At 68.3% G+C, this 18,900-nt stretch carries 18 protein-coding genes; 8 read left to right on the forward strand and 10 right to left on the reverse strand.

Translation table 11 applies throughout. From position 1 onward, the window contains the following. Positions 1–2: 2 nt before the first annotated feature. The 6 genes from ACMHYJ_RS14960 to alr form a co-directional block, all read right to left on the reverse strand. The gene (locus ACMHYJ_RS14960) at positions 3–1,100 is read right to left on the reverse strand and encodes a polyamine ABC transporter substrate-binding protein (protein WP_414246990.1); all 1,098 of its coding nucleotides are present in this window, start codon (positions 1,098–1,100) and stop codon (positions 3–5) included. A 70-nt stretch (positions 1,101–1,170) separates the two neighbouring features. Further along, positions 1,171–1,869, reverse strand: a complete 699-nt coding sequence (locus tag ACMHYJ_RS14965; RefSeq protein ID WP_414246992.1) for a 3-deoxy-D-manno-octulosonic acid kinase — start codon at positions 1,867–1,869, stop codon at positions 1,171–1,173. Next, entirely contained in the window at positions 1,869–2,651 is a 783-nt protein-coding gene (locus ACMHYJ_RS14970; protein ID WP_414246993.1) for a sulfite exporter TauE/SafE family protein, read from the reverse strand. The genes ACMHYJ_RS14965 and ACMHYJ_RS14970 overlap by 1 nt, the downstream gene beginning before the upstream one ends. After that, a complete protein-coding gene (gene radA / locus ACMHYJ_RS14975; RefSeq protein WP_414246994.1) occupies positions 2,651–4,006 on the reverse strand; it encodes a DNA repair protein RadA in 1,356 nt (451 codons plus the stop codon). The genes ACMHYJ_RS14970 and radA overlap by 1 nt, the downstream gene beginning before the upstream one ends. Beyond that, the gene (locus ACMHYJ_RS14980) at positions 4,006–4,722 is read right to left on the reverse strand and encodes an SDR family oxidoreductase (protein ID WP_414246995.1); all 717 of its coding nucleotides are present in this window, start codon (positions 4,720–4,722) and stop codon (positions 4,006–4,008) included. Before ACMHYJ_RS14980 ends, radA begins: the two co-directional genes overlap by 1 nt. Positions 4,723–4,737: 15 nt before the next feature. Then, positions 4,738–5,856, reverse strand: coding sequence for an alanine racemase (gene alr, locus ACMHYJ_RS14985; RefSeq protein WP_414246996.1), 1,119 nt, complete (start codon positions 5,854–5,856; stop codon positions 4,738–4,740). 86 nt (positions 5,857–5,942) lie between these two features. Between alr and hpnC the strand changes: the two genes are divergently transcribed. From hpnC to hpnE, 3 genes are read left to right on the forward strand one after another with little or no spacing between them, the layout of a single operon-like run. Beyond that, the gene (gene hpnC, locus ACMHYJ_RS14990) at positions 5,943–6,836 is read left to right on the forward strand and encodes a squalene synthase HpnC (protein WP_414247027.1); all 894 of its coding nucleotides are present in this window, start codon (positions 5,943–5,945) and stop codon (positions 6,834–6,836) included. Beyond that, positions 6,826–7,689 carry a presqualene diphosphate synthase HpnD gene (hpnD, locus tag ACMHYJ_RS14995; RefSeq protein WP_414246997.1) on the forward strand — a complete coding sequence of 288 codons (864 nt, stop codon included), beginning with the start codon at positions 6,826–6,828 and terminating at the stop codon, positions 7,687–7,689. Before hpnC ends, hpnD begins: the two co-directional genes overlap by 11 nt. Then, positions 7,686–8,990: a hydroxysqualene dehydroxylase HpnE gene (gene hpnE / locus ACMHYJ_RS15000; RefSeq protein WP_414246998.1), complete on the forward strand. Its 1,305-nt coding sequence runs from the start codon at positions 7,686–7,688 to the stop codon at positions 8,988–8,990. Before hpnD ends, hpnE begins: the two co-directional genes overlap by 4 nt. 35 nt (positions 8,991–9,025) lie before the next feature. Here hpnE and ACMHYJ_RS15005 read toward each other — a convergent pair whose 3' ends face one another. Then, positions 9,026–10,102: an ornithine cyclodeaminase gene (locus ACMHYJ_RS15005; protein ID WP_414246999.1), complete on the reverse strand. Its 1,077-nt coding sequence runs from the start codon at positions 10,100–10,102 to the stop codon at positions 9,026–9,028. A 235-nt stretch (positions 10,103–10,337) separates the two neighbouring features. Here ACMHYJ_RS15005 and ACMHYJ_RS15010 point away from each other — a divergent pair, with 235 nt between their 5' ends. Beyond that, positions 10,338–10,763 carry an Lrp/AsnC family transcriptional regulator gene (locus ACMHYJ_RS15010; protein WP_414247028.1) on the forward strand — a complete coding sequence of 142 codons (426 nt, stop codon included), beginning with the start codon at positions 10,338–10,340 and terminating at the stop codon, positions 10,761–10,763. A 51-nt stretch (positions 10,764–10,814) separates the two neighbouring features. On the opposite strand, the gene thrC is transcribed toward ACMHYJ_RS15010, so the two are convergent. The 3 genes from thrC to alaC are packed head-to-tail and all read right to left on the reverse strand — an operon-like array spanning position 10,815 to position 14,700. After that, positions 10,815–12,215, reverse strand: coding sequence for a threonine synthase (gene thrC, locus ACMHYJ_RS15015; protein ID WP_414247000.1), 1,401 nt, complete (start codon positions 12,213–12,215; stop codon positions 10,815–10,817). Beyond that, on the reverse strand, positions 12,212–13,516 hold the full coding sequence (locus ACMHYJ_RS15020) for a homoserine dehydrogenase (protein WP_414247001.1): 1,305 nt from the start codon (positions 13,514–13,516) through the stop codon (positions 12,212–12,214). The genes thrC and ACMHYJ_RS15020 overlap by 4 nt, the downstream gene beginning before the upstream one ends. Continuing rightward, positions 13,513–14,700 (reverse strand): alanine transaminase, encoded by a 1,188-nt coding sequence (gene alaC, locus ACMHYJ_RS15025; RefSeq protein ID WP_414247002.1) that lies wholly within the window; start codon positions 14,698–14,700, stop codon positions 13,513–13,515. Before alaC ends, ACMHYJ_RS15020 begins: the two co-directional genes overlap by 4 nt. Before the next feature lie 227 nt (positions 14,701–14,927). Here alaC and ACMHYJ_RS15030 point away from each other — a divergent pair, with 227 nt between their 5' ends. From ACMHYJ_RS15030 to pdxA, 4 genes are all read left to right on the forward strand, one after another. After that, positions 14,928–15,371 (forward strand): Mth938-like domain-containing protein, encoded by a 444-nt coding sequence (locus ACMHYJ_RS15030; RefSeq protein WP_414247003.1) that lies wholly within the window; start codon positions 14,928–14,930, stop codon positions 15,369–15,371. Then, complete coding sequence (locus ACMHYJ_RS15035; RefSeq protein WP_414247004.1) at positions 15,368–15,838, forward strand: peroxiredoxin; 471 nt, start codon at positions 15,368–15,370, stop codon at positions 15,836–15,838. Before ACMHYJ_RS15030 ends, ACMHYJ_RS15035 begins: the two co-directional genes overlap by 4 nt. 18 nt (positions 15,839–15,856) lie before the next feature. After that, complete coding sequence (locus tag ACMHYJ_RS15040) at positions 15,857–17,785, forward strand: PhoH family protein (protein WP_414247005.1); 1,929 nt, start codon at positions 15,857–15,859, stop codon at positions 17,783–17,785. An 88-nt stretch (positions 17,786–17,873) separates the two neighbouring features. Beyond that, on the forward strand, positions 17,874–18,833 hold the full coding sequence (gene pdxA / locus ACMHYJ_RS15045; protein ID WP_414247029.1) for a 4-hydroxythreonine-4-phosphate dehydrogenase PdxA: 960 nt from the start codon (positions 17,874–17,876) through the stop codon (positions 18,831–18,833). The last annotated feature ends 67 nt before the right edge of the window (positions 18,834–18,900 follow it).

An 18,900-nucleotide genomic window follows, 5' to 3' on the forward strand; every position in this document is an offset into this window, starting at 1 on the left:
CGTCAGTGCCCGGTTTTAAGCTGGGCCCACAGCTTGGTCTGCAGGCGCAGGATGTTCATGGGCTGCGGCTGGATGACGAACAAAGTGCGGGCGACGTCGGGCGACGGGTAGATCATGGGATTGTCGGCGACTGCCTTGACCACGAACTGCCGCGCCGTCTTGTTGGCGTTGGGGTAGAACATGGTGTTGGTGATAGCCGCGTGGACTTCGGGCGTTTCGATGTAGTTGATGAAGGCATGGGCCGCATCGACGTGTTCCGCGCTTTTCGGGATGGCCATGGTGTCGAACCACACGGGCGCCCCGCCTTCGGGAATGAAATAATTAATGGCGTAGGACTTCCCGGCTTCGTGCGCCCGCGCGGCGGCGATCATGACGTCGCCGGAAAATCCGTACACCATGCACAGCCCGCCGGAAGCCAGTTCGTCGATATAGCCCGACGAGCTGAACTGCCGGATGTACGGCCGGATGCCTTGCAGCAGTTCGAAGGCGGCTTCGTAGTCCTTGGGATCCTGGCTGTTGGGGTCTTTGCCCAGGTAATGCAGCGCGGCCGGGAACACCTGGGCGGCCTCGTCCAGCACGGAAATCCCGCAGGACTGCAGCTTGGCGGCGTTTTCGGGCTTGAACAGCATGTCCCAGGATCCCAGCGGCGCATCCGCCCCCATGATGTCCCGCACCTGGGTGACGTTATAGCCCAGGCCGTTGGTGCCATAGCCCCAGGGCACCAGGTATTGGTTGCCGGGGTCGACCGTGGCCACCAGGGCCATCAGGTCGGGATCCAGGTGCGCCCAGTTGGGGATCTTGGACTTGTCCAGCTTCTGGAACAAACCGCCCTGGATCTGGCGCGCGGCGTAGTGCGTGGACGGCACCACCACGTCGTAGCCGGACTTGCCCGTCAGCAGCTTGGCCTGCAGGGTGTCGTTGGTGTCGTAGACATCGTAGCGCAACTTGATGCCGGTGGCTTTTTCAAAGCCCGGCAGGGTGTCGGGCGCGGTGTATTCGGCCCAGTTGTAAACATTGACGACGGCATCCTGGGCGGTTGCCGATCCGGCTGTGATCAGCACGGCGGCGGCCAACAGGGTTTTAACGGTGCCCAATTTCATGGCAAGGTTCCCATAGAAAGGTCAATCACAGGATTGTTCGGGGCGGTATCCCGAGCCCCGGGCTTTGGTGTCAAGCCGGCAATGTCCGCCAGACGGTATCCAGCGCATTCCACCACTGCGCTCCGTGCGCGCCGGCTACCTTAACCAAAGACCGTCGCAAACGCAACAGGTTTTTATGCTGCTGTGCCGGCGACACGACACCCAGGCGCGCCCGGTCGAAATCGATCAGCCAGACCCGATCCTGGGCATCGAACAAGATATTGTAGGCATTGAGATCGGCATGCCAGACCCCGGCCCGGTGCATGGCCCGGATGGCCGCAGCCACGGCGGCGGGATCGGCCCGATCCAGACGGCTGGCCAGCGCCTGCGCGCCTGCGATGCGCGCCACCAGGATCGCGGCGCGGTAGCTTGGGCCGGCACGCCAATAGGCCGCGCCCAACGCCTCGGGAACCCGCACCCCGGCGGCCTGCAGATGCACCAGCACACGCGCCTCGGCATAGGCGCGCACGCGGGCCGGGCCCAGCCACAGATAGGTGTCCGGCCCCAGGCGGGCGCGCAGCCCGCCTCGCCGGTAATGCCGCAGCACCGCTGGGCCGTGGGCGCCCGACACATACCAGGCCGCCTGGCGGCCGCCCTCGGCCACCGGCGCGGCATCCGCCCGGGCGGGGTCGAACCAGGCGGCCTGGGCGCAGCCGGCCAACCGGGGCGGCACGCCGTATGCGCCGCCGGGCAGCGGCCCGGACACCCACCGGGGCGGCAGCGCGGCCATCAGGCGCCCCCCCGCATCAACAGCAGGCCCATGATCACCAGCAACATGCAGGCGAAAATCAGCTTCAGGCGGGCCTCGGGCAGCGCATAGGCCAACCGCACCCCGTAAGGCACGCACAACAGACTGCCCACGGCCAGGGGCAGGCCCACTAGCCCATGGGCCTGCCCGTGCCAGGCATACGTGGCCAGGGCAACCACCGTGCCCGGGACGATCATGGTCAAGGCCAGCGCCTGGGCGGTGGTCTGGCGCAGGCGAAACAGCGCCGTCATCAAGGGCACGGCCAGCACCGACCCGCCCACGCCGAAAACACCCCCGGTGAAGCCGGCGAATACGCCGACCAGCAGATACCACAGGCGGCGGACTTCACCCACGCCGCGGTAGTGGCTGTCGGGCCGCGCCCGGGCCTTGCGGCCCAGGCTTTCACGAAAATAGAACAAGGCGATCACAAAGACGAAACCCGCGTAAATCCGCCGCAGCAGCCAAGGATCCAGGCCCAGCGCGATCTGCGCCCCCACCCAGGTGAACAGCACCGACCCGCCGGCCCCGGCGGCGGCCGAGCGCAAGTCGATCGGCGCGCGCTGGTGGTACTTACGCACGGTCAGCAAGACGGCCGGCAGCACCATGATCAGCGCCGTGCCCTGGGCCGCCTGCTGGTCGTAGCCCAATACCAGCCCCAGCAAGGGAATGGCGATCAGGCCGCCGCCGATGCCCAGCACCCCGCCGGCGAAACCAATGGTTCCGCCCACCAGCAGGCAAGCGGCAATCAGCCAGAAACCATCCATTATCGCAGCACGTCCAGAATGTCTTCGACCCGGTCGATGGGCCGCACCTGCAGGCCGTCGATGGGCTGGCGCGGCATGTTGGCGCGCGGCACGACCGCCTGGGCAAAGCCCAGCTTCGCCGCTTCGCGCAGGCGCTCCTGGCCCCGGGGCGCGGGCCGGATTTCACCGGCCAGGCCGATCTCGCCGAAAGCCAGCAGGCCGGCGGGCAGCGCCTGGTCGCGCATGGAGGACAGAATCGCCAGCGCCACGGCCAGATCCGCGGCGGGTTCCATGATGCGCACCCCCCCCACGGCATTGACGAACACGTCCTGGTCGTAGGTGGCCACCCCGGCGTGGCGGTGCAGCACCGCCAGCAGCATGGCCAGGCGGCTGCTTTCCAGCCCCACAGACAGGCGCCGGGGATTGGGCACATGGGCGGTATCCACCAGCGCCTGAACCTCGACCAGCAAGGGGCGCGTGCCTTCCTGGGTGGCCATGACGCAGGAGCCGGCCACGTCGCGGGCGTGGCCCGCCAGGAACAGGGCCGAAGGGTTGTTGACGCCTTTCAGACCCCGGTCGGTCATGGCGAACACGCCCAGTTCATTGACCGCGCCGAAGCGGTTCTTGATGGCGCGCACCAGGCGAAAAGAAGAATGCGTATCGCCTTCGAAGTACAGCACGGTGTCGACGATGTGTTCCAGCACGCGCGGCCCCGCCAGGGCCCCGTCTTTGGTGACGTGGCCGATGAGGATCAGGGTGACGCCGGTCTGTTTGGCCACCCGGGTCAGTTGGGCGGCGCATTCGCGCACCTGGGACACCGAGCCCGGCGCGGCGGTGAGTTCGGCGGAATACAGGGTCTGGATGGAATCAATGACGGCGACCTCCGGGCGGCGCTCGATCAGGGCCCCGGTGATTTGCTCCAGACGGATTTCGGCCAGCAGATCGACGGCATCGCCGACGACCCCCAGGCGCTGCGCCCGCAGGGCGACTTGCTCGGCGGACTCCTCGCCGGTGACATACAGAACCGGGCCGCGCGCGGACAAGCTGGCCAGAGCCTGCAGCAGCAGCGTGGACTTGCCGATGCCGGGGTCGCCGCCGATCAGCACCACCGCGCCCGCCACCAGGCCGCCACCCAGGACGCGGTCGAATTCTTCGATGCCGGTGGGATTGCGCGTATGCTCGCGGGCTTCGATATCGGCCAGGCGGCGCACCGGCGCCGAAGCCGCCAGGGGGGCGAAGCGATGGCTGGCGGCGGCCGGGGTCTCGCGGGATTCCTGCAGGGTGTTCCAGGCCCCGCAATGGGGGCAGCGGCCTTCCCACTTGGCCGTGGTGCCGCCGCAATCGGCGCACAGGAAAACGCTGCGGGCCTTGGCCATCAGCGCCCTGCCAGGCTGCCGCCGCCGTCCACGCCGAGTTCCTGGCCGGTGATGAAGGCGGCTGAATCGCTGAGAAGAAAGACGACGGCGGCGGCGACCTCGTCGGCCTGGCCCAGGCGGCCCAGCGGGACGGTGGACAGGATGGATTTCTCGGCCTCGCTGCCCACGGGACATTCGGCCCGGAACGAAGCGGTTTCCACCGGGCCAGGCGAAACGGCATTGACCGTGACCCCGTAGGGGGCGAGTTCCAGCGCCCAGGTGCGGGTGCAGCCCAGCAAGGCGCTTTTGGCGGCCGAATAGCTGGTATGCCCCGCCGAGCCATACACCGCGCGGCTGCAGAGATTGACGATGCGGCCCGACTGGCGGGCCTTCATGCCGGGCACGAAGGCCTGCACGGCCTGCACGGCCACGCGCACGTTGAGGTCGAACGCCTGGTAGAGCGAAGCCAGGTCGACCTCGCCCAAGGGTTCGGGCATGACGGGCCCCACGCAGTTGACCACGGCATCGACGGGATATTTTTCGCGGATGACGCGCAAGAGTTCTTCGGTCTCGCCCGCATTGGCCAGATCGCAGCCATACAGATAGCCTGGGAAATCAATGTCGGCGGTGTGCCGGGCCAGGCCCACGACATGGCAGCCCAGATCGGCCAGGCGCTGGCTGACCGCCCAACCGATGCCTTTCGTGGCGCCGGTGACCAGCACGCAGCTGTTTTTCATGGGGGCTCCTTGGGATCAGAGTTCGGCGCGCGGCACCCGCGGGGCGACTGCGCAGAGCAATTCGTAGCCAATGGTACCGCACGACAAGGCGACTTCGTCGACCGAAGGCCCGCCGTGCCCCCACAAGACCACGGGATCCCCCACGCTGGCCCCCGGAACGGGATCGAGATCGACCGCCAGCATGTCCATGGAGACCCGCCCGACCAGGCGCGTGCGCACCCCGGCCACCGTGATGGGCGTGCCTGTGGCCGCATGCCGGGGATAGCCGTCGGCATAGCCGCAGGCCACGATCCCCACCCGCATGGATTGGGGCGCGCGGAAAATCTGGCCGTAGCCCACGGCCTCGCCCGCCGGCACCGTATGCGTGCCGATCAAGCGCGCGGTCAGCGTCATGGCGGGGCGCAGGTCGAAAGTATCGGCGGGCCGGTCGGCAAACGGCGAGGCCCCATACAGGCAGATACCCGGGCGCACCCACTGGCCATTGGGCGCCGCCACGCCCGCCGCCAGCCCTTCGGTGAGGGTGGCGGCGGAGTTGCAGACGCTGACCGGGCCGGGCAGACCCCGGGTGGCCGCCAGGAAACAGTCCAGTTGCCCCTGGGTGACGGCGGGGTCGTCGTCGGCCCGGGCGAAGTGCGTCATTTTGCCCAGCGCCCCCAGCACCCCCTGCGACTGCAAAGCCTGCGCCCGGGCATAGGCCGCCGCGTATTCGCCCGGCTGGAAGCCCAGCCGGTGCATGCCGCTGTTCAGCTTGATCAGGGCGTCGATAGGTGAATTGACCGGGCCTTCTTCGAGCATGGCCAGTTGATCGGCGCAGTGAACCGTGGTGCTGATGCGGTAGCGCGTCAGGATTTCCAGGTCGGCGGGCTCGAAGAAGCCTTCGAGCAATAGAATGGGCCCGGACCAGCCGAGTTCGCGGCACTGGACGGCCTCGTCCAGATCGAGCATGGCCAAGCCATCGGCCTGCGCGAAACCGGCCACCGCCGCCGCCACCCCATGCCCGTAGCCCCGGGATTTCATGACCGCCCAGATGAAGGGCGGGGCTTTGGGGGCGTCTTGCGCCAAGCGCCGGGCAACAGTTTGCAGATTGTGCGCCAAAGCGCTGGTGTCGATGGTCGCCAGAATCGGACGCGGCATGGGATCCCCTAAAAAGGAATAGCGGGGCACCCAGGCCTCGCCAGACAGGGCCGTTTGCCGGCCGACAATCAGTATACTGCCTGATGATGTCGATTGATCACTACGAAAACTTCCCGGTCGCCTCGATCCTGCTGCCCGCCGCCCTGCGCCCGGCCGTGCGCAGCCTGTACGCCTTCGCCCGGGGCGCGGACGACCTGGCCGACGAGGGCGACGCCGACCCCGCCACCCGGCTGGCCGCCCTGCAGGCCTGGCGCTCGGCCATCCAGGATCTGGGCAGCCGCAAGGCCGTGCGCGCGCCCCTGCCCGCCGCCGATCTGGCCATGTTCCAGCGCCTGGGCGAAACCATCCACGCGCACCACCTGCCCATCCAACCCTTCCTGGATCTGCTGTCGGCCTTCATGCAGGACACCCATGTCCCGCACTACGCCGACGAACACGCCTTGATGGATTACTGCAGCCGTTCAGCCAACCCGGTGGGCCGCCTGATGCTGCACCTGACAGGCGCCACAAGCCCCCGGGATCTGGCCGAATCCGACGCCCTCTGCAGCGGCCTGCAGCGCGTCAACTTCTGCCAGGACGTGGCCATCGACCAGGCCAAGGGCCGCTGCTATATCCCCCTGGACTGCCTGGCGCGCCACCAGCTGACCCTGCCCGGCCTGGCCGACCTGTGCCGCCACCCGCCGGCCCAGGCGCCCGCGGCCTGGCAGGCCGCCCTGCGGGAGCAGGCCCGCATCGCGGAGCAGCTGCTGCGGGCCGGCAGCCCGCTGGCCTGGCGCCTGCCCGGGCGGTTCGGGCTGGAACTGCGCCTGGTGGTGCACGGCGGCCTGCGCATCCTGGAAAAGCTGGCCGCCGGGCAGTACAACCCTTATGCCAACCGGCCCATCCTGACCCGCCGCGACCGCTTCCTGCTATGCTGGCGCGCATTCTGCCGACCACGCCCCCGGCCGACTCCGGCACGGCTTACCCACCATGACACCTGACGAATACTGCCAAAAAAAAGCGGCCCAGAGCGGATCCAGCTTTTATTACTCTTTCTTGTTCCTGCCCGGTGAACAACGCAAGGCCATCACCGCGCTGTACGCATTCTGCCGCGAGGTGGACGACATCGTCGACGAGGTCGAAGAAGCCTCGGTGGCCCGCATGAAGCTGAACTGGTGGCGCACCCAGGTGGACGCGATGTTCGGCGGCACCCCCGACCACCCCGTGGCGATTGCCCTGCAACGCCACCTGTCCACCTACGCCCTGCGGCCCGACCCCTTCTACGCCCTGATCGAAGGCATGGAAATGGATCTGGATCAGTTCCGCTATCCCGACTGGCCAAGCCTGAAAGAATACTGCTGGCGCGCCGCCGGCGTGGTGGGGGAATTGTCCGCCGGCATCTTTGGCCACACCCGGCCCGAAACCCTGCAATACGCCGAGACCCTGGGCCTGGCTTTCCAGATGACGAACATCATCCGCGACGTGGGCGACGATGCCCGGCGCGGGCGCATCTACCTGCCCGAAGCCGATATGCGGCAGCACGGGGTGACGATGGACGACATCCTGGACGGCCGCTACAGCGACAATTTCCAAGCCCTGATGCGCCAGCAGACCGAACGCGCCCGCGCCCTGTACCGCGACGCCATGCGCCTGCTGCCCGAGGCCGACCGCCGCGCCCAGCGCCCCGGCCTGATGATGGCCGCCATCTACGCCACCCTGCTGGACGAGATCGAGCGCGACGGCTGGCACGTACTGCAGCAGCGCATCGCCCTGACGCCCATCCGCAAGTTCTGGCTGGCCTGGAAAGTCTGGGTCGGCGGCGGCCGGGGACTGGTCAAGCGTCTGGCGGCATGAAGATCGCGGTGGTCGGGGCGGGCTGGGCGGGGCTGGCCGCCGCCGTCCGCCTGCGCCAGCAAGGGCGCGACGTCCAGGTCTTCGAGGCCGCCCCCCAGCCCGGCGGACGCGCCCGCCCGGTCAGGCACCCCGCCCTGGGGCAGGTGATCGACAACGGCCCCCACCTGCTGCTGGGGGCCTACCGCGAAACCTGCGCGCTGATGCAGTCCCTGGGCCTGGATCCGCATGACGCCTGCCTGACCCAGCCCCTGCGGCTGCAATCCGCCGACCGGCGGCTGCGCCTGCGGTTCTGGGCCCTGCCCGCCCCCTGGCACCGTTTGGGGGCCGTGCTGGACAGCCGGGGGCTGGAAGGCTGGCGCGGCCGCTGGCACTTGGCCCGGGTTCTGAACGCCGCCCATCCCGACCGGATCGACCCGCATCTGACGCTGCAGGATTGGCTGGCCCGGCTGGGTTGCCCCGCGCCGCTGCTGCAGCGCCTGTGGGCGCCCTTGTGCCTGGCCGCCACCAACACCCCGATCGCGCACACCGAGGCGCGCCTGTTTGCCCGGGTGCTGCGCGACAGCCTGGCCGCCGACGCCCGCGCCAGCCGGATGCTGATCCCGCGCCATACGCTGCACGCGCTGTGGCCGCAAAAAGCATGCGATCTCCTGGGCCCCCGTCTGCGGCGGCAGCGCGTCCAGCGCCTCGACCCGGGGCCGGGTTCCGGCTGGCGGGTGGATGGAGAAGCCTTTGACCGGGTGATCCTGGCCACGCCCCCTGCCGCCGCCCAGCGCTTGCTGCGGCCCCTGCCAGACGCGGCGGCCTACCTGGCCCGCTGGCCAACCTGGCGGCACGCCGCCATCGCCACGCTGCACCTGCGCCTGACGGCCCCCTGGCGCAGCGGCATGGCCCTGGGCCTGCTGTGGGACGACCCGGACAAAAACGCCTGGGGCCAATGGTTCTTCGACCGCAGCCACAGCGCGGCATCGGCCGACGACCAGACCCTGGCCCACGTGGTCATCGGCCGCGCCGACGCGCTGGCCCATGCCCCGCCGGACGCCGTCCGGGCCGGCGTATTGGCCCAACTGCACACCCAGTGCGCCCAACCCCTGCCCCCGGTGTCGGCCTGGGCCCTGATCAACGAAAAAAGGGCCACGTTCGACGTGACCCCCGGTTTGGCGCGGCCCGGCACCGCGACGGCCTGGCCTGGCCTGCTGCTGGCGGGCGACTGGACCGACACCGGCTACCCCGCCGTGCTGGAAGGCGCGGTGCGCAGCGGCCTGCGCGCCGCCGCGCTGGCGGCCGGCCCGGCGTCCGGGTAAGCCCCGAACCGGTCGCCGCCGGCGCGCCGCCCGGCTCAAGCCGACACGGTTTCCGCGCGGCCCTGGGCCTGCAGCCAACCGAACAGGTCGCGCGGGTCTTCCTGGTGCGGAGTGACGTCCACCCAACGCCCCACCCCATGCTGGGTGGCCTGGGCGTACAGAAACTGCAGGGCCGAGTAATCTTCCAGGGCGAAGCCCACCGAATCGAACAGGGTGATCTGGGCATCATCGGCGCGCCCGGGCCGCTGGCCGGCCAGCACCTGCCAGAGTTCGGTGATGGGGAAATCGGCCGCCTGGTGCTGGATTTCGCCTTCGTTGCGCGTCTGCGGCGGGAATTCGACGAACACCGTGGTCTTGGGCAGGATGGCCGGATCCAGCTCGGTCTTGCCCGGGCAGTCGCCGCCCACGGCATTGATGTGCATGCCGGGTTCCAGCAGGTCGGCGCTCAGAACCTGGGCGACCCCCTGGTAGGCGGTCACGGTGGTGACGATGTCCGCCCCCTTGACCGCCTGCTCGACCGAGTCGCAGACCCGCACGTCCAGATCGGCCAGGCCGCTGGCCGCCAGGTTGCGCTGCAGGCGCAGCGACGCGCCCCGGTCGATGTCGAACAGGCGGAATTCGCGGATGCCCAGCAGGGTATAGAAGGCGATGACCTGGAAATCGCTTTGCGCGCCATTGCCGATCACCGCCATGCTGCGGCTGTCGGGCCGGGCCAGCGCCTGCGCCGCCAGGGCTGAAGTCGCCGCCGTGCGCAGGGCCGTGGTCAGGGTCAATTCACTCATCATGCGGATCATGCCGGTATCGCAATCCAGCAAAGCCCCGGTGGCCATGACCGTGGGCAGGCCATAGGCCCCGTTGCCGGGATGGCCATTGACGCATTTGAAGGTGTATTGCTGGCCATCGCTGATGGGCATGAGTTCGATGGTGCCGGGCTCGGCATAGCTGGCGATCCGGGCGGCCTTGTCGAACTGCGGCCAGCGCAGGTAGTCGGCCCGCAGGCGGCCGACGAGCTGTGTCACGGCCTCGGGCAGCCCCATGGCGCCCAGCAGGCGGGCGACGTCGTGGGTATCCAGAAACAGGGTTCTGGGATTGGATGTGTGCGTGCGTTGCATGGTGGTCTCCGTTTAATCCTTATCCGGGTTCCAGTATGGCGAAAAGCGGAGACAATAACTATCGTCAAAAATGCATGCAATATGGCATAAAATCATCAGAATGCTGGCATTGAAAATGCAATTTGCTTGTTTTCATTGCCGACGCCCAAGACACCCCGGCATGCCGGGCGGGACACGCGCGGCAAACCGGACGACACACCACGAGGAACAAGGCATCATGAGCAAGGATATTTCGATCGACAGCACGGATCAGCAGCTGATCCGCTTGCTGCGGGCGGACGCGCGCAGCAGCATCGCCACCCTGGCCAAGCGCCTGGGGGTGGCGCGCGGCACGGTCACCCAGCGCATCCGGCGGCTGGAGGACGCCGGCCTGATCGTGGGCTACACGGTGCGCCTGCGCCCCGACGTGCAACCGCAGAACATCGGCGCCTGGATGGGCATCGCCGTGGAAGGCAACGACGCCCGCACGGTGATCGCCAGCCTGCTGGGCGAACCCGGCGTAGCCGCCCTGCACGACACCAATGGCCGCTGGGATCTGCTGGCCGAACTGCGGGCCGCCGACCTGCAGGAGCTGGCCAAGGTGCTGGAACGCATCCGCCTGATCCGGGGCATCAGCCAGTCGGAAACCAGCATTCACCTGCAAACCTATCGCGCAGCCTGAGCACGCAAAGGGCCGCAACCCCGAAAGGCGGCGGCTCGGCGGAAAAAAAAACTAGACGGCGTGCCGCCGCAGGTAATCGGCTACCTGCTGCGCATCGCACGCCATCTCCACCACGCGCTGCGGGCGCTGCTGCAGGTCTTGCAGCCCCGGCGGCACCGCTGGCTCTTGGCCGATCGCCTGGACGATGGTGTCGGCGAACTTCGCGGGCAAGGCGGTTTCCAGCACCAGCATGGGCACGCCCGGATCCAGGTGGGCCCGGGCCACCTGCACACCATCGGCGGTGTGGGGGTCGATCAGCACCCCGGTCTGTTCATGGATGTCGCGGATGGTGGCCAGGCGGTCGGCATGCGTGCTGGCCCCCGAGACAAAGCCATAGCGGGCCGTGAACTGGTCTTGCAGGCTGGACAGGTCGAATTGCCCGGTTTGCCGCAGCTGATCCATCAGGGCGCGCACCCGCGCGGCGTCCTGGCCCACCAGGTCGAACACGAAGCGCTCGAAGTTGGACGCCCGGGAAATATCCATGGACGGGCTGGACGTGGCGAAGGTCCGGCTGGCCGGGCGCGGCCGGTACACCCCGGTGCGGAAGAATTCTTCCAGCACGTTGTTTTCGTTGGTGGCCAATACCAGGCGATGGATGGGCAGGCCCATTTGGCGCGCCAAATGGCCGGCCAGGATATTGCCGAAATTGCCCGACGGCACGGCGAAGGACACCAGTTGCCCCGGGCCCTGGGTGGCCCGCAGCCAGCCCCAGACGTAATACACGATCTGGGCGGCGATCCGCGCCCAGTTGATGGAATTGACCGCCCCCAGGCGATACCGGGTCTTGAAGTCCAGGTCGCCCGCCAGGGCCTTGACGATGTCCTGGCATTCGTCGAACACCCCATGCACGGCGATATTGTGGATGTTGTCGTCCTGCAGGGAATACATCTGCGCCCGCTGGAAGGGGCTCATGCGGCCATGGGGCGACAGCATGAACACCGCCACGCCCTGCTTGCCGCGCAAGGCGTATTCGGCGGCCGACCCCGTATCGCCCGACGTCGCCCCCAGGATGTTCAAGGTCTGCCCGCGCTTTTGCAGCACGTACTCGAACACCTGGCCCAGGAACTGCATGGCCATGTCCTTGAAAGCCAGCGTGGGGCCTTCGGACAGTCCCAGCAGGGACAGGCCCGGCGTCAGCGGCTTGAGCGGGGCGATCGAGGGAAAGACTTCCGGGCGGTAGGCGGCCTGCGTCAGGCGCAGCAAGTCATCCGCCGGGATGTCGTCGATGAACAGGCCCAGCACCCGGGCCGCCAGCTGGGGATAGGCCAGCGGCCGCCAGGATTCCAGCGTTTCGGCATCCAGCCGCGGCAGGGTTTCGGGCAAGGACAGGCCGCCGTCGGGGGCCAGGCCTTCGAGCAGGATGTCGCAAAAAGGGACAGGGGCCATGCCCCCCCGGGTAGAGCGGTATTTCAAGAGAGATTCTCCACGCGCAAACGGGTCACGTCCGAACGCACGAAAGGCTGGGCCTGCATGGCCTGCAAGGCGGTATCCACGTCGCCCTCGCGGGCTTCATGAGTCAGGAAAATAATATCGGCCTGGCGGTCGCCATGCGGCTGCTGGAACATCGAGCCCACGGAAATCCCGGCCCCGGACAGAATCCGGGCCAGGTCGGCCAGCACCCCGGGCCGGTCATCCACGCGCAGGCGCAGGTAAAAACTGGAACGAACCTCGGCCATGGGCAGGATGGGAATATCCACCATGGCATCGGGCTGGAAGGCCAGGTGCGGCACCCGGTGCTCGGGGTCGGCCATCTGCAGGCGCGCCACGTCGACCAGATCAGCCACGACCGCCGAAGCCGTGGGCAGCGCCCCCGCCCCCTGGCCGTAGTACATGGACAGGCCCACGACGTCGCCGCGCACCAGCACGGCATTCATGGCGCCCTCGACATTGGCCAGCAGACAGTCTTCGGGCACCAGCGTGGGGTGCACGCGCAGTTCGATGCCATCGGGGCGCCGGCGCGTGATCCCCAGCAGCTTGATCCGATAGCCCAGACGGGCGGCATGCAGGATGTCCTCGGACGCCAGACCGGGGAGACCTTCGGTGGTGGCCTTGTCGAACTGCACCGGAATGCCGAAGGCCAGCGAAGCCAGCAGGGTGAGCTTGTGCGCGGCATCCACGCCTTCGATGTCGAACGTGGGGTCGGCCTCGGCGTAGCCCAGGCGCTGGGCCTCGGCCAGCACCTCGGCAAACGGCAGGCCGCGCTGACGCATTTCGGACAGGATGAAATTGGTGGTGCCGTTGATGATCCCGGCCACCCACTGGATGCGGTTGGCCGTCAGCCCTTCGCGGATGGCCTTGATGATGGGAATCCCCCCGGCCACGGCGGCCTCGAAGGCCACCATCACCCCGCGCGCCTGGGCCGCGGCGAAGATTTCATTGCCGTGCACGGCCAACAGGGCCTTGTTGGCGGTGACGATGTGCTTGCCCTGGTCGATGGCGGCCAGAATACAGTCGCGGGCCAGCGTATCGCCGCCCATGAGTTCGACGATGATGTCGATGTCGGGATCCAGGGCCAGCGCCATGCCGTCATTGGTCACGGTGACCGCGTCGCCGACCAGGGCGCGGGCCTTGGCCACGTCGCGCACCGCCACGGCGGCGACCTCGACGCGGCGGCCCGCCCGGCGGGTGATTTCGTCGCCGTTTTGCGCCAACACCGTCCAGACGCCGCCGCCGACCACCCCCAGGCCCAGCAGGCCAATGCGAATCGGCTTCATTTCAGCAGCCCGTCCTTGCGAAACATGTCCTTGATGCCGCGCACCGCCTGGCGGATGCGCTGCTCGTTTTCGATCAGGGCGAAGCGCACGTATTCATCGCCGTAGTCGCCAAAGCCGATGCCCGGCGACACAGCGACCTTGGCCTCGGCCAGCAGGTGCTTGGAGAATTCCAGCGAGCCCTGGGCGCGATAGGGTTCGGGTATCCGCGCCCAGATGTACATGGACGCCTTGGGAATATCCACCGGCCAGCCGGCATCGTGCAGGCCCTTGGCCAGCGTGTCGCGCCGGCGGCGGTATTGTTCCACGACCTCGGCCACGCAATCCTGGGGGCCTTCGAGGGCGGCGATCGCGGCCACCTGCAAGGGCGTGAAGGTGCCGTAGTCGTGATAGCTCTTGATCCGCGCCAGGGCGTTGACCAATTCCTGGTTGCCCACCATGAAGCCGATGCGCCAGCCCGCCATGTTGTAGCTTTTGCTCATGGTGAAGAATTCGACGGCGACGTCGCGCGCGCCCGTCACCTGCATGATGGACGGCGCCACATAGCCGTCGAACGTGATGTCGGCATAGGCCAGGTCGTGCACCACCAGAATGCCGTGTTCCTTGGCCAGCGCCACGATGCGCTCGAAAAACGACAGATCCACGCATTGCGCGGTGGGATTGCTGGGAAAGCCCAGGATCATCATCTTGGGCTTGGGGATGGCTTCGCGCACGGCGCGCTCGATTTCCTCGAAAAAGTCCAGCCCCGGGGTCATGGGCACCGAGCGGATGTTGGCCCCGGCGATCACCGCCCCATAGATATGGATGGGGTAGCTGGGATTGGGCACCAGCACGGTATCCCCGCGATCCAGCGTGGCCAGCATCAGGTGGGCCAGGCCCTCTTTCGAGCCGATGGTGACGATGGCTTCCGTGTCGGGGTTGAAATCCACCCCGTAGCGGCGCTGATACCAGCCCGTGATGGCCCGGCGCAGGCGCGGGATGCCCTTGGACACCGAATAACCGTGCGTGTCGGGCCGCTGGGCGGCCTCGACCAGCTTGTCGACGATGTGCGGCGGCGTGGGGCCATCGGGGTTGCCCATGGACATATCAATGATGTCCTCGCCGCGGCGGCGGGCGGCCATCTTCAGTTCCCCGGTGATGTTGAACACATAGGGGGGGAGGCGCTCGATGCGCGGAAAGGTCGTCATGATGATCCTTTGGGGGAAGGCAAAAGCGGGCGGATGATTGCAGTGCAGCAAATCCGATAATCTAGCGCATGCGCCCCGGTCTCGCAAATCCAGCGGCGCGGCGCGCGCAAAAGGCCGGTCTTGGCGGGATGGCGCGGCGCCCTCGCCACCCCGCGGCCCGGCGCGCGCGGCAGGCCGCACGGCGGCGCCCCCACTGCGCTATCATCACAGGAACTCTGGAGTGCACCGTGCTACTGCAAAAAGACTTCAATCCCGCCCTGAACACCGTGACAGCCTATGGGGAACACCACCTGGAAATCAACCAGACGCGCTACGAAACCGCAGTCTGCTTCGGCCCCGAAGGGCCCATCCAGACCCTGGATCTGCACAGCGCCGCCGACATCGACGGCGCATTCCTGAAGACCCTGGTGGGTCTGGACGCGCCCCGGGATCCCATGGCCTTCCTGGACGACGCGCCGCCCAGCCTGCCCAAGGATGCGCCGGAAGTCCTGCTGATCGGCACGGGCACCCGCCAGGTCTTCCTGGCCCCCGATATCATCCGCCCGCTGCTGCGGCTGGGCATCGGGGTCGAGACCATGACCACCCAGGCCGCCGCCCGCACCTACAACATCCTGATGTCCGAAGAGCGCCGCGTCCTGGCCCTGCTGCTTCCCGGAGGCCCCACCACATGAGTTCCATCGCCACAGGCCAGGCCCTGCCCCGCCTGACCGCCGAATCCACCCACGGCCCGTTCGATTCCAGTACGCTGCTGGGCCGCCCTTTCGTCCTGTACTTCTACCCCAAGGACAACACCCCCGGCTGCACCACCGAATCCCAGGATTTCCGCGACCTGCACGACCAGTTCCTGGCGGCGGGCTGCGCCGTCTACGGCATTTCGCGCGACACCCTGAAATCCCACGACAACTTCACCGCCAAGCAGTCCCTGCCCTTCGCCCTGATTGCCGATCCCGACGAAACCCTGTGCCAGCTGTTTGACGTGATGAAGCTGAAAAACATGTACGGCAAGCAGGTGCGCGGCATCGAACGCAGCACTTTCCTGGTCAATGCCCAGGGCATCCTGGTTCAGGAATGGCGCAAGGTGCGCGTCCCCGATCACGCCCAGGAAGTCCTGCAAGCCGCACAGAACCTGGCCGCCTAGGCCCCGGAGCCCTTCTCTATGCCCCTGCCCAAACCGCCCAGCCGACTGGGCGACACCGCCACACCGGATACCGCCGCGACGGCCGCCGTCGCCACCCCCGACGCCGCCCCGGCGGCCGCCGCGACACCCGCCCGCAGCGCCCCGGCGGCAACACCGGCGCCCGCCCGGGACACCCCGGCCGCCGCCCCGGCCAAGCGCGGCAAGCGGCCCATCGCCGCCATCCTGACGGCGCGCGCCAGCGTGCCGGCCACGCCGGCTACGCCAACAAGCGCCCCGGCGCCCGCGGCGGCGTCCGCTGCGCCGGCGGCCAAGCCGCGCACCGCTGCAACAACACCCGCTGCAACGGCACCCGCCGCAACGACGCCTGCCGCTGCAACGCCCGCCGCAACGTCCGCTCCCCCGGCGACACCCGCCCCCTCGGCAGCGCCCGCCGCCCGGCAGGCCGCCCCGGCCGCGACACCGCCGGCCGGGCGGCGCAAGACCGACACCGCGCAGGCAGCCGCCGCCCCGGCGGCCAAACCGCGCGCCAAGCGCCTGCCCGCCGCCCAGCGCAAACTTTTCGTGCTGGACACCAACGTCCTGCTACACGACCCCACGTCGCTGTTCCGCTTCGCCGAGCACGACGTCTTCCTGCCCATGATCGTGCTGGAAGAACTGGATCACCAGAAAAAAGGCATGTCCGAGGTCGCCCGCAACGCGCGCCAGGTCAGCCGCTATCTGGATGAACTAATCGCCACGGCCGACCTGGCCAAGGGCGTGCGCCTGGACACCCTGGGCAACACCGACGCCCTGGGCGCGCTATACGTCCAGACCCGGCCCACCGACGCGCACCTGCCCGTCGAGCTGCCCATGGGCAAGGCCGACAACGTCATCCTCAGCATCGTCCACGGCCTGCGCCAGGAATCCCCGAAACGCGAAATCGTGCTGGTGTCCAAAGACATCAACATGCGCCTGAAGGCCCGCGCACTGGGCCTGCCCGCCGAAGACTACCTGAACGACCATGTCCTGGACGATTCCGACCTGCTGTACGACGGCGTCATGCCCCTGCCGGAAAACTTCTGGATCAAGCACGGCAAGGACATCGAATCCTGGCAGCAGAACGGCCTGACCTGGTATCGCGTGCGCGGCCCCCTGTGCAGCCAGTTCAGCGTCAACGAATTCGTCTACTACGACGGCGACATGCCGCTGGCCGCCCAAGTGCACGAAGTCACCGGCAAGAGCGCCGTGCTGTCCACGCTGCGCGACTACAGCCACGCCAAGAACAGCGTCTGGGGCATCACGGCCCGCAACCGCGAACAAAATTTCGCGCTGAACCTGCTGATGGACCCCGACGTCGACTTCGTGTCCCTGCTGGGCCAGGCCGGCACAGGCAAGACCCTGCTGACACTGGCCAGCGGGCTGGCGCAAACCTTCGAGACCAAGCGCTACACCGAAATCATCATCACCCGGGCCACCGTCCCGGTGGGCGACGACATCGGCTTCCTGCCCGGCACCGAGGAAGAAAAAATGCTGCCCTGGATGGGCGCGCTGGAAGACAATCTGGAAGTCCTGCACCAGGGCTCCGGCGGCCCCGTCAGCACCAACGGCAACGGCGGCGGCCAAGACTGGAGCAAGACCCCGGCCATGGATCTCATCCGTTCGCGCATCAAGGTCAAGTCCCTGAATTTCATGCGCGGGCGCACCTTTCTGAACAAGTTCCTGATCATCGACGAAGCCCAGAACCTGACCCCCAAGCAGATGAAAACCCTGATTACCCGGGCGGGGCCCGGCACCAAGATCGTCTGCCTGGGCAACATCGCCCAGATCGACACGCCTTACCTCACCGAAGGCAGCTCGGGGCTGACGTATGTGGTGGATCGCTTCAAGGGCTGGCCGCACGCCGGCCACATCACCCTGCAACGCGGCGAACGGTCCCGCCTGGCCGACTATGCCAGCGACGCGCTCTAGGCCGGCGGCACCCTTGCGCCAGCCGCCGCAGGCCAGGACAGCCCATGACGAGCCGGCGGATACCAGCCGCCGGCCCCTGGCCTTCACCATGGGCGACGCGGCGGGCGTGGGGCCGGAACTGATTGCGCGCCTGTTCGCGCAAGGGCTGCCCCACCCGGCGGTGGTGTATGGCGACGCGGGCATCCTGGCGCGCACCTGCCGGGCGCTGGGGACGGCCCTGCGGGTGCAGCCGCTGGATCAGCCCGGCGCGGGCACCACCGGCGGCGTCATCGGGGTGCTGAACCGCTGGCAGGCCCTGCCCCCCGACCTGCCCGCCGGGCGCGTGGATGCGCGGGCCGGGCGCGGGGCCTATGAATACCTGTGCCACGCCATCGACGACGCCCTCGCCGGGCGGCTGCGCGCCCTGGTGACGGCCCCCCTGCACAAGGGCGCCATGCATGCGGGGGGCATCGACTTCCCCGGCCACACGGAAATCCTGGCGGCGCGCACCGGCACCGCCGACTACGCCATGATGCTGGCCAACGACGAGCTGCGCGTGCTGCTGGTCACGATCCACATCGCCCTGGCCGACGTCCCGGCGGCCATCGACCAGGCCGCCGAAACCCGCGCCATCGGGCTGGCCCACCTGGCCTGCCGGCAATCCGGCATCGACCGGCCGCGCATCGCGGTGGCGGGCCTGAATCCCCACGCGGGCGAAGGCGGCGTCTTCGGCGACGAAGAAGCCCGCCACATCGCCCCGGCCATCGCCCAGGCCCGCGCCCAGGGGCTGGAGGTCTCCGGCCCCTGGCCGGGCGACACGGTGTTCATGCGGGCGCGCCAGGGCGAATTCGACATCGTCGTGGCCCAGTACCACGACCAGGGCCTGATCCCGGTCAAGTACCTGGGCCTGGACGAAGGCGTCAACGTCACGGTGGGCCTGCCCTTCGTGCGCACCAGCGTGGATCACGGCACGGCCTTCGACATCGCCGGCCAGGGCATCGCCGACCCGTCATCGTTGCGGGCCGCGCTGGCCATGGCGCTGAAAATGACCACGCGCCACCCGGGCTGAAAAAGCCGGCTGGCGGGCGCGCACGGCACAGGCGCGGCTACCGCCAGACGGGGGCGGGCTTCCGGGA

The sequence above is a fragment of the Castellaniella hirudinis genome (assembly GCF_047468865.1).
Classification (GTDB): Bacteria; Pseudomonadota; Gammaproteobacteria; order Burkholderiales; family Burkholderiaceae_B; genus Castellaniella; species Castellaniella hirudinis_A.

What these genes read in the sequence shown, in the direction of transcription:
- ACMHYJ_RS14960 (WP_414246990.1), bottom strand. Translation starts at nt 1,100, where the DNA reads ATGAAATTGGGCACCGTTAAAACCCTGTTGGCCGCCGCCGTGCTGATC.
- ACMHYJ_RS14965 (WP_414246992.1), bottom strand. Translation starts at nt 1,869, where the DNA reads ATGGCCGCGCTGCCGCCCCGGTGGGTGTCCGGGCCGCTGCCCGGCGGC.
- ACMHYJ_RS14970 (WP_414246993.1), bottom strand. Translation starts at nt 2,651, where the DNA reads ATGGATGGTTTCTGGCTGATTGCCGCTTGCCTGCTGGTGGGCGGAACC.
- radA (WP_414246994.1), bottom strand. Translation starts at nt 4,006, where the DNA reads ATGGCCAAGGCCCGCAGCGTTTTCCTGTGCGCCGATTGCGGCGGCACC.
- ACMHYJ_RS14980 (WP_414246995.1), bottom strand. Translation starts at nt 4,722, where the DNA reads ATGAAAAACAGCTGCGTGCTGGTCACCGGCGCCACGAAAGGCATCGGT.
- alr (WP_414246996.1), bottom strand. Translation starts at nt 5,856, where the DNA reads ATGCCGCGTCCGATTCTGGCGACCATCGACACCAGCGCTTTGGCGCAC.
- hpnC (WP_414247027.1), top strand. Translation starts at nt 5,943, where the DNA reads ATGTCGATTGATCACTACGAAAACTTCCCGGTCGCCTCGATCCTGCTG.
- hpnD (WP_414246997.1), top strand. Translation starts at nt 6,826, where the DNA reads ATGACACCTGACGAATACTGCCAAAAAAAAGCGGCCCAGAGCGGATCC.
- hpnE (WP_414246998.1), top strand. Translation starts at nt 7,686, where the DNA reads ATGAAGATCGCGGTGGTCGGGGCGGGCTGGGCGGGGCTGGCCGCCGCC.
- ACMHYJ_RS15005 (WP_414246999.1), bottom strand. Translation starts at nt 10,102, where the DNA reads ATGCAACGCACGCACACATCCAATCCCAGAACCCTGTTTCTGGATACC.
- ACMHYJ_RS15020 (WP_414247001.1), bottom strand. Translation starts at nt 13,516, where the DNA reads ATGAAGCCGATTCGCATTGGCCTGCTGGGCCTGGGGGTGGTCGGCGGC.
- alaC (WP_414247002.1), bottom strand. Translation starts at nt 14,700, where the DNA reads ATGACGACCTTTCCGCGCATCGAGCGCCTCCCCCCCTATGTGTTCAAC.
- ACMHYJ_RS15035 (WP_414247004.1), top strand. Translation starts at nt 15,368, where the DNA reads ATGAGTTCCATCGCCACAGGCCAGGCCCTGCCCCGCCTGACCGCCGAA.
- ACMHYJ_RS15040 (WP_414247005.1), top strand. Translation starts at nt 15,857, where the DNA reads ATGCCCCTGCCCAAACCGCCCAGCCGACTGGGCGACACCGCCACACCG.
- pdxA (WP_414247029.1), top strand. Translation starts at nt 17,874, where the DNA reads ATGGGCGACGCGGCGGGCGTGGGGCCGGAACTGATTGCGCGCCTGTTC.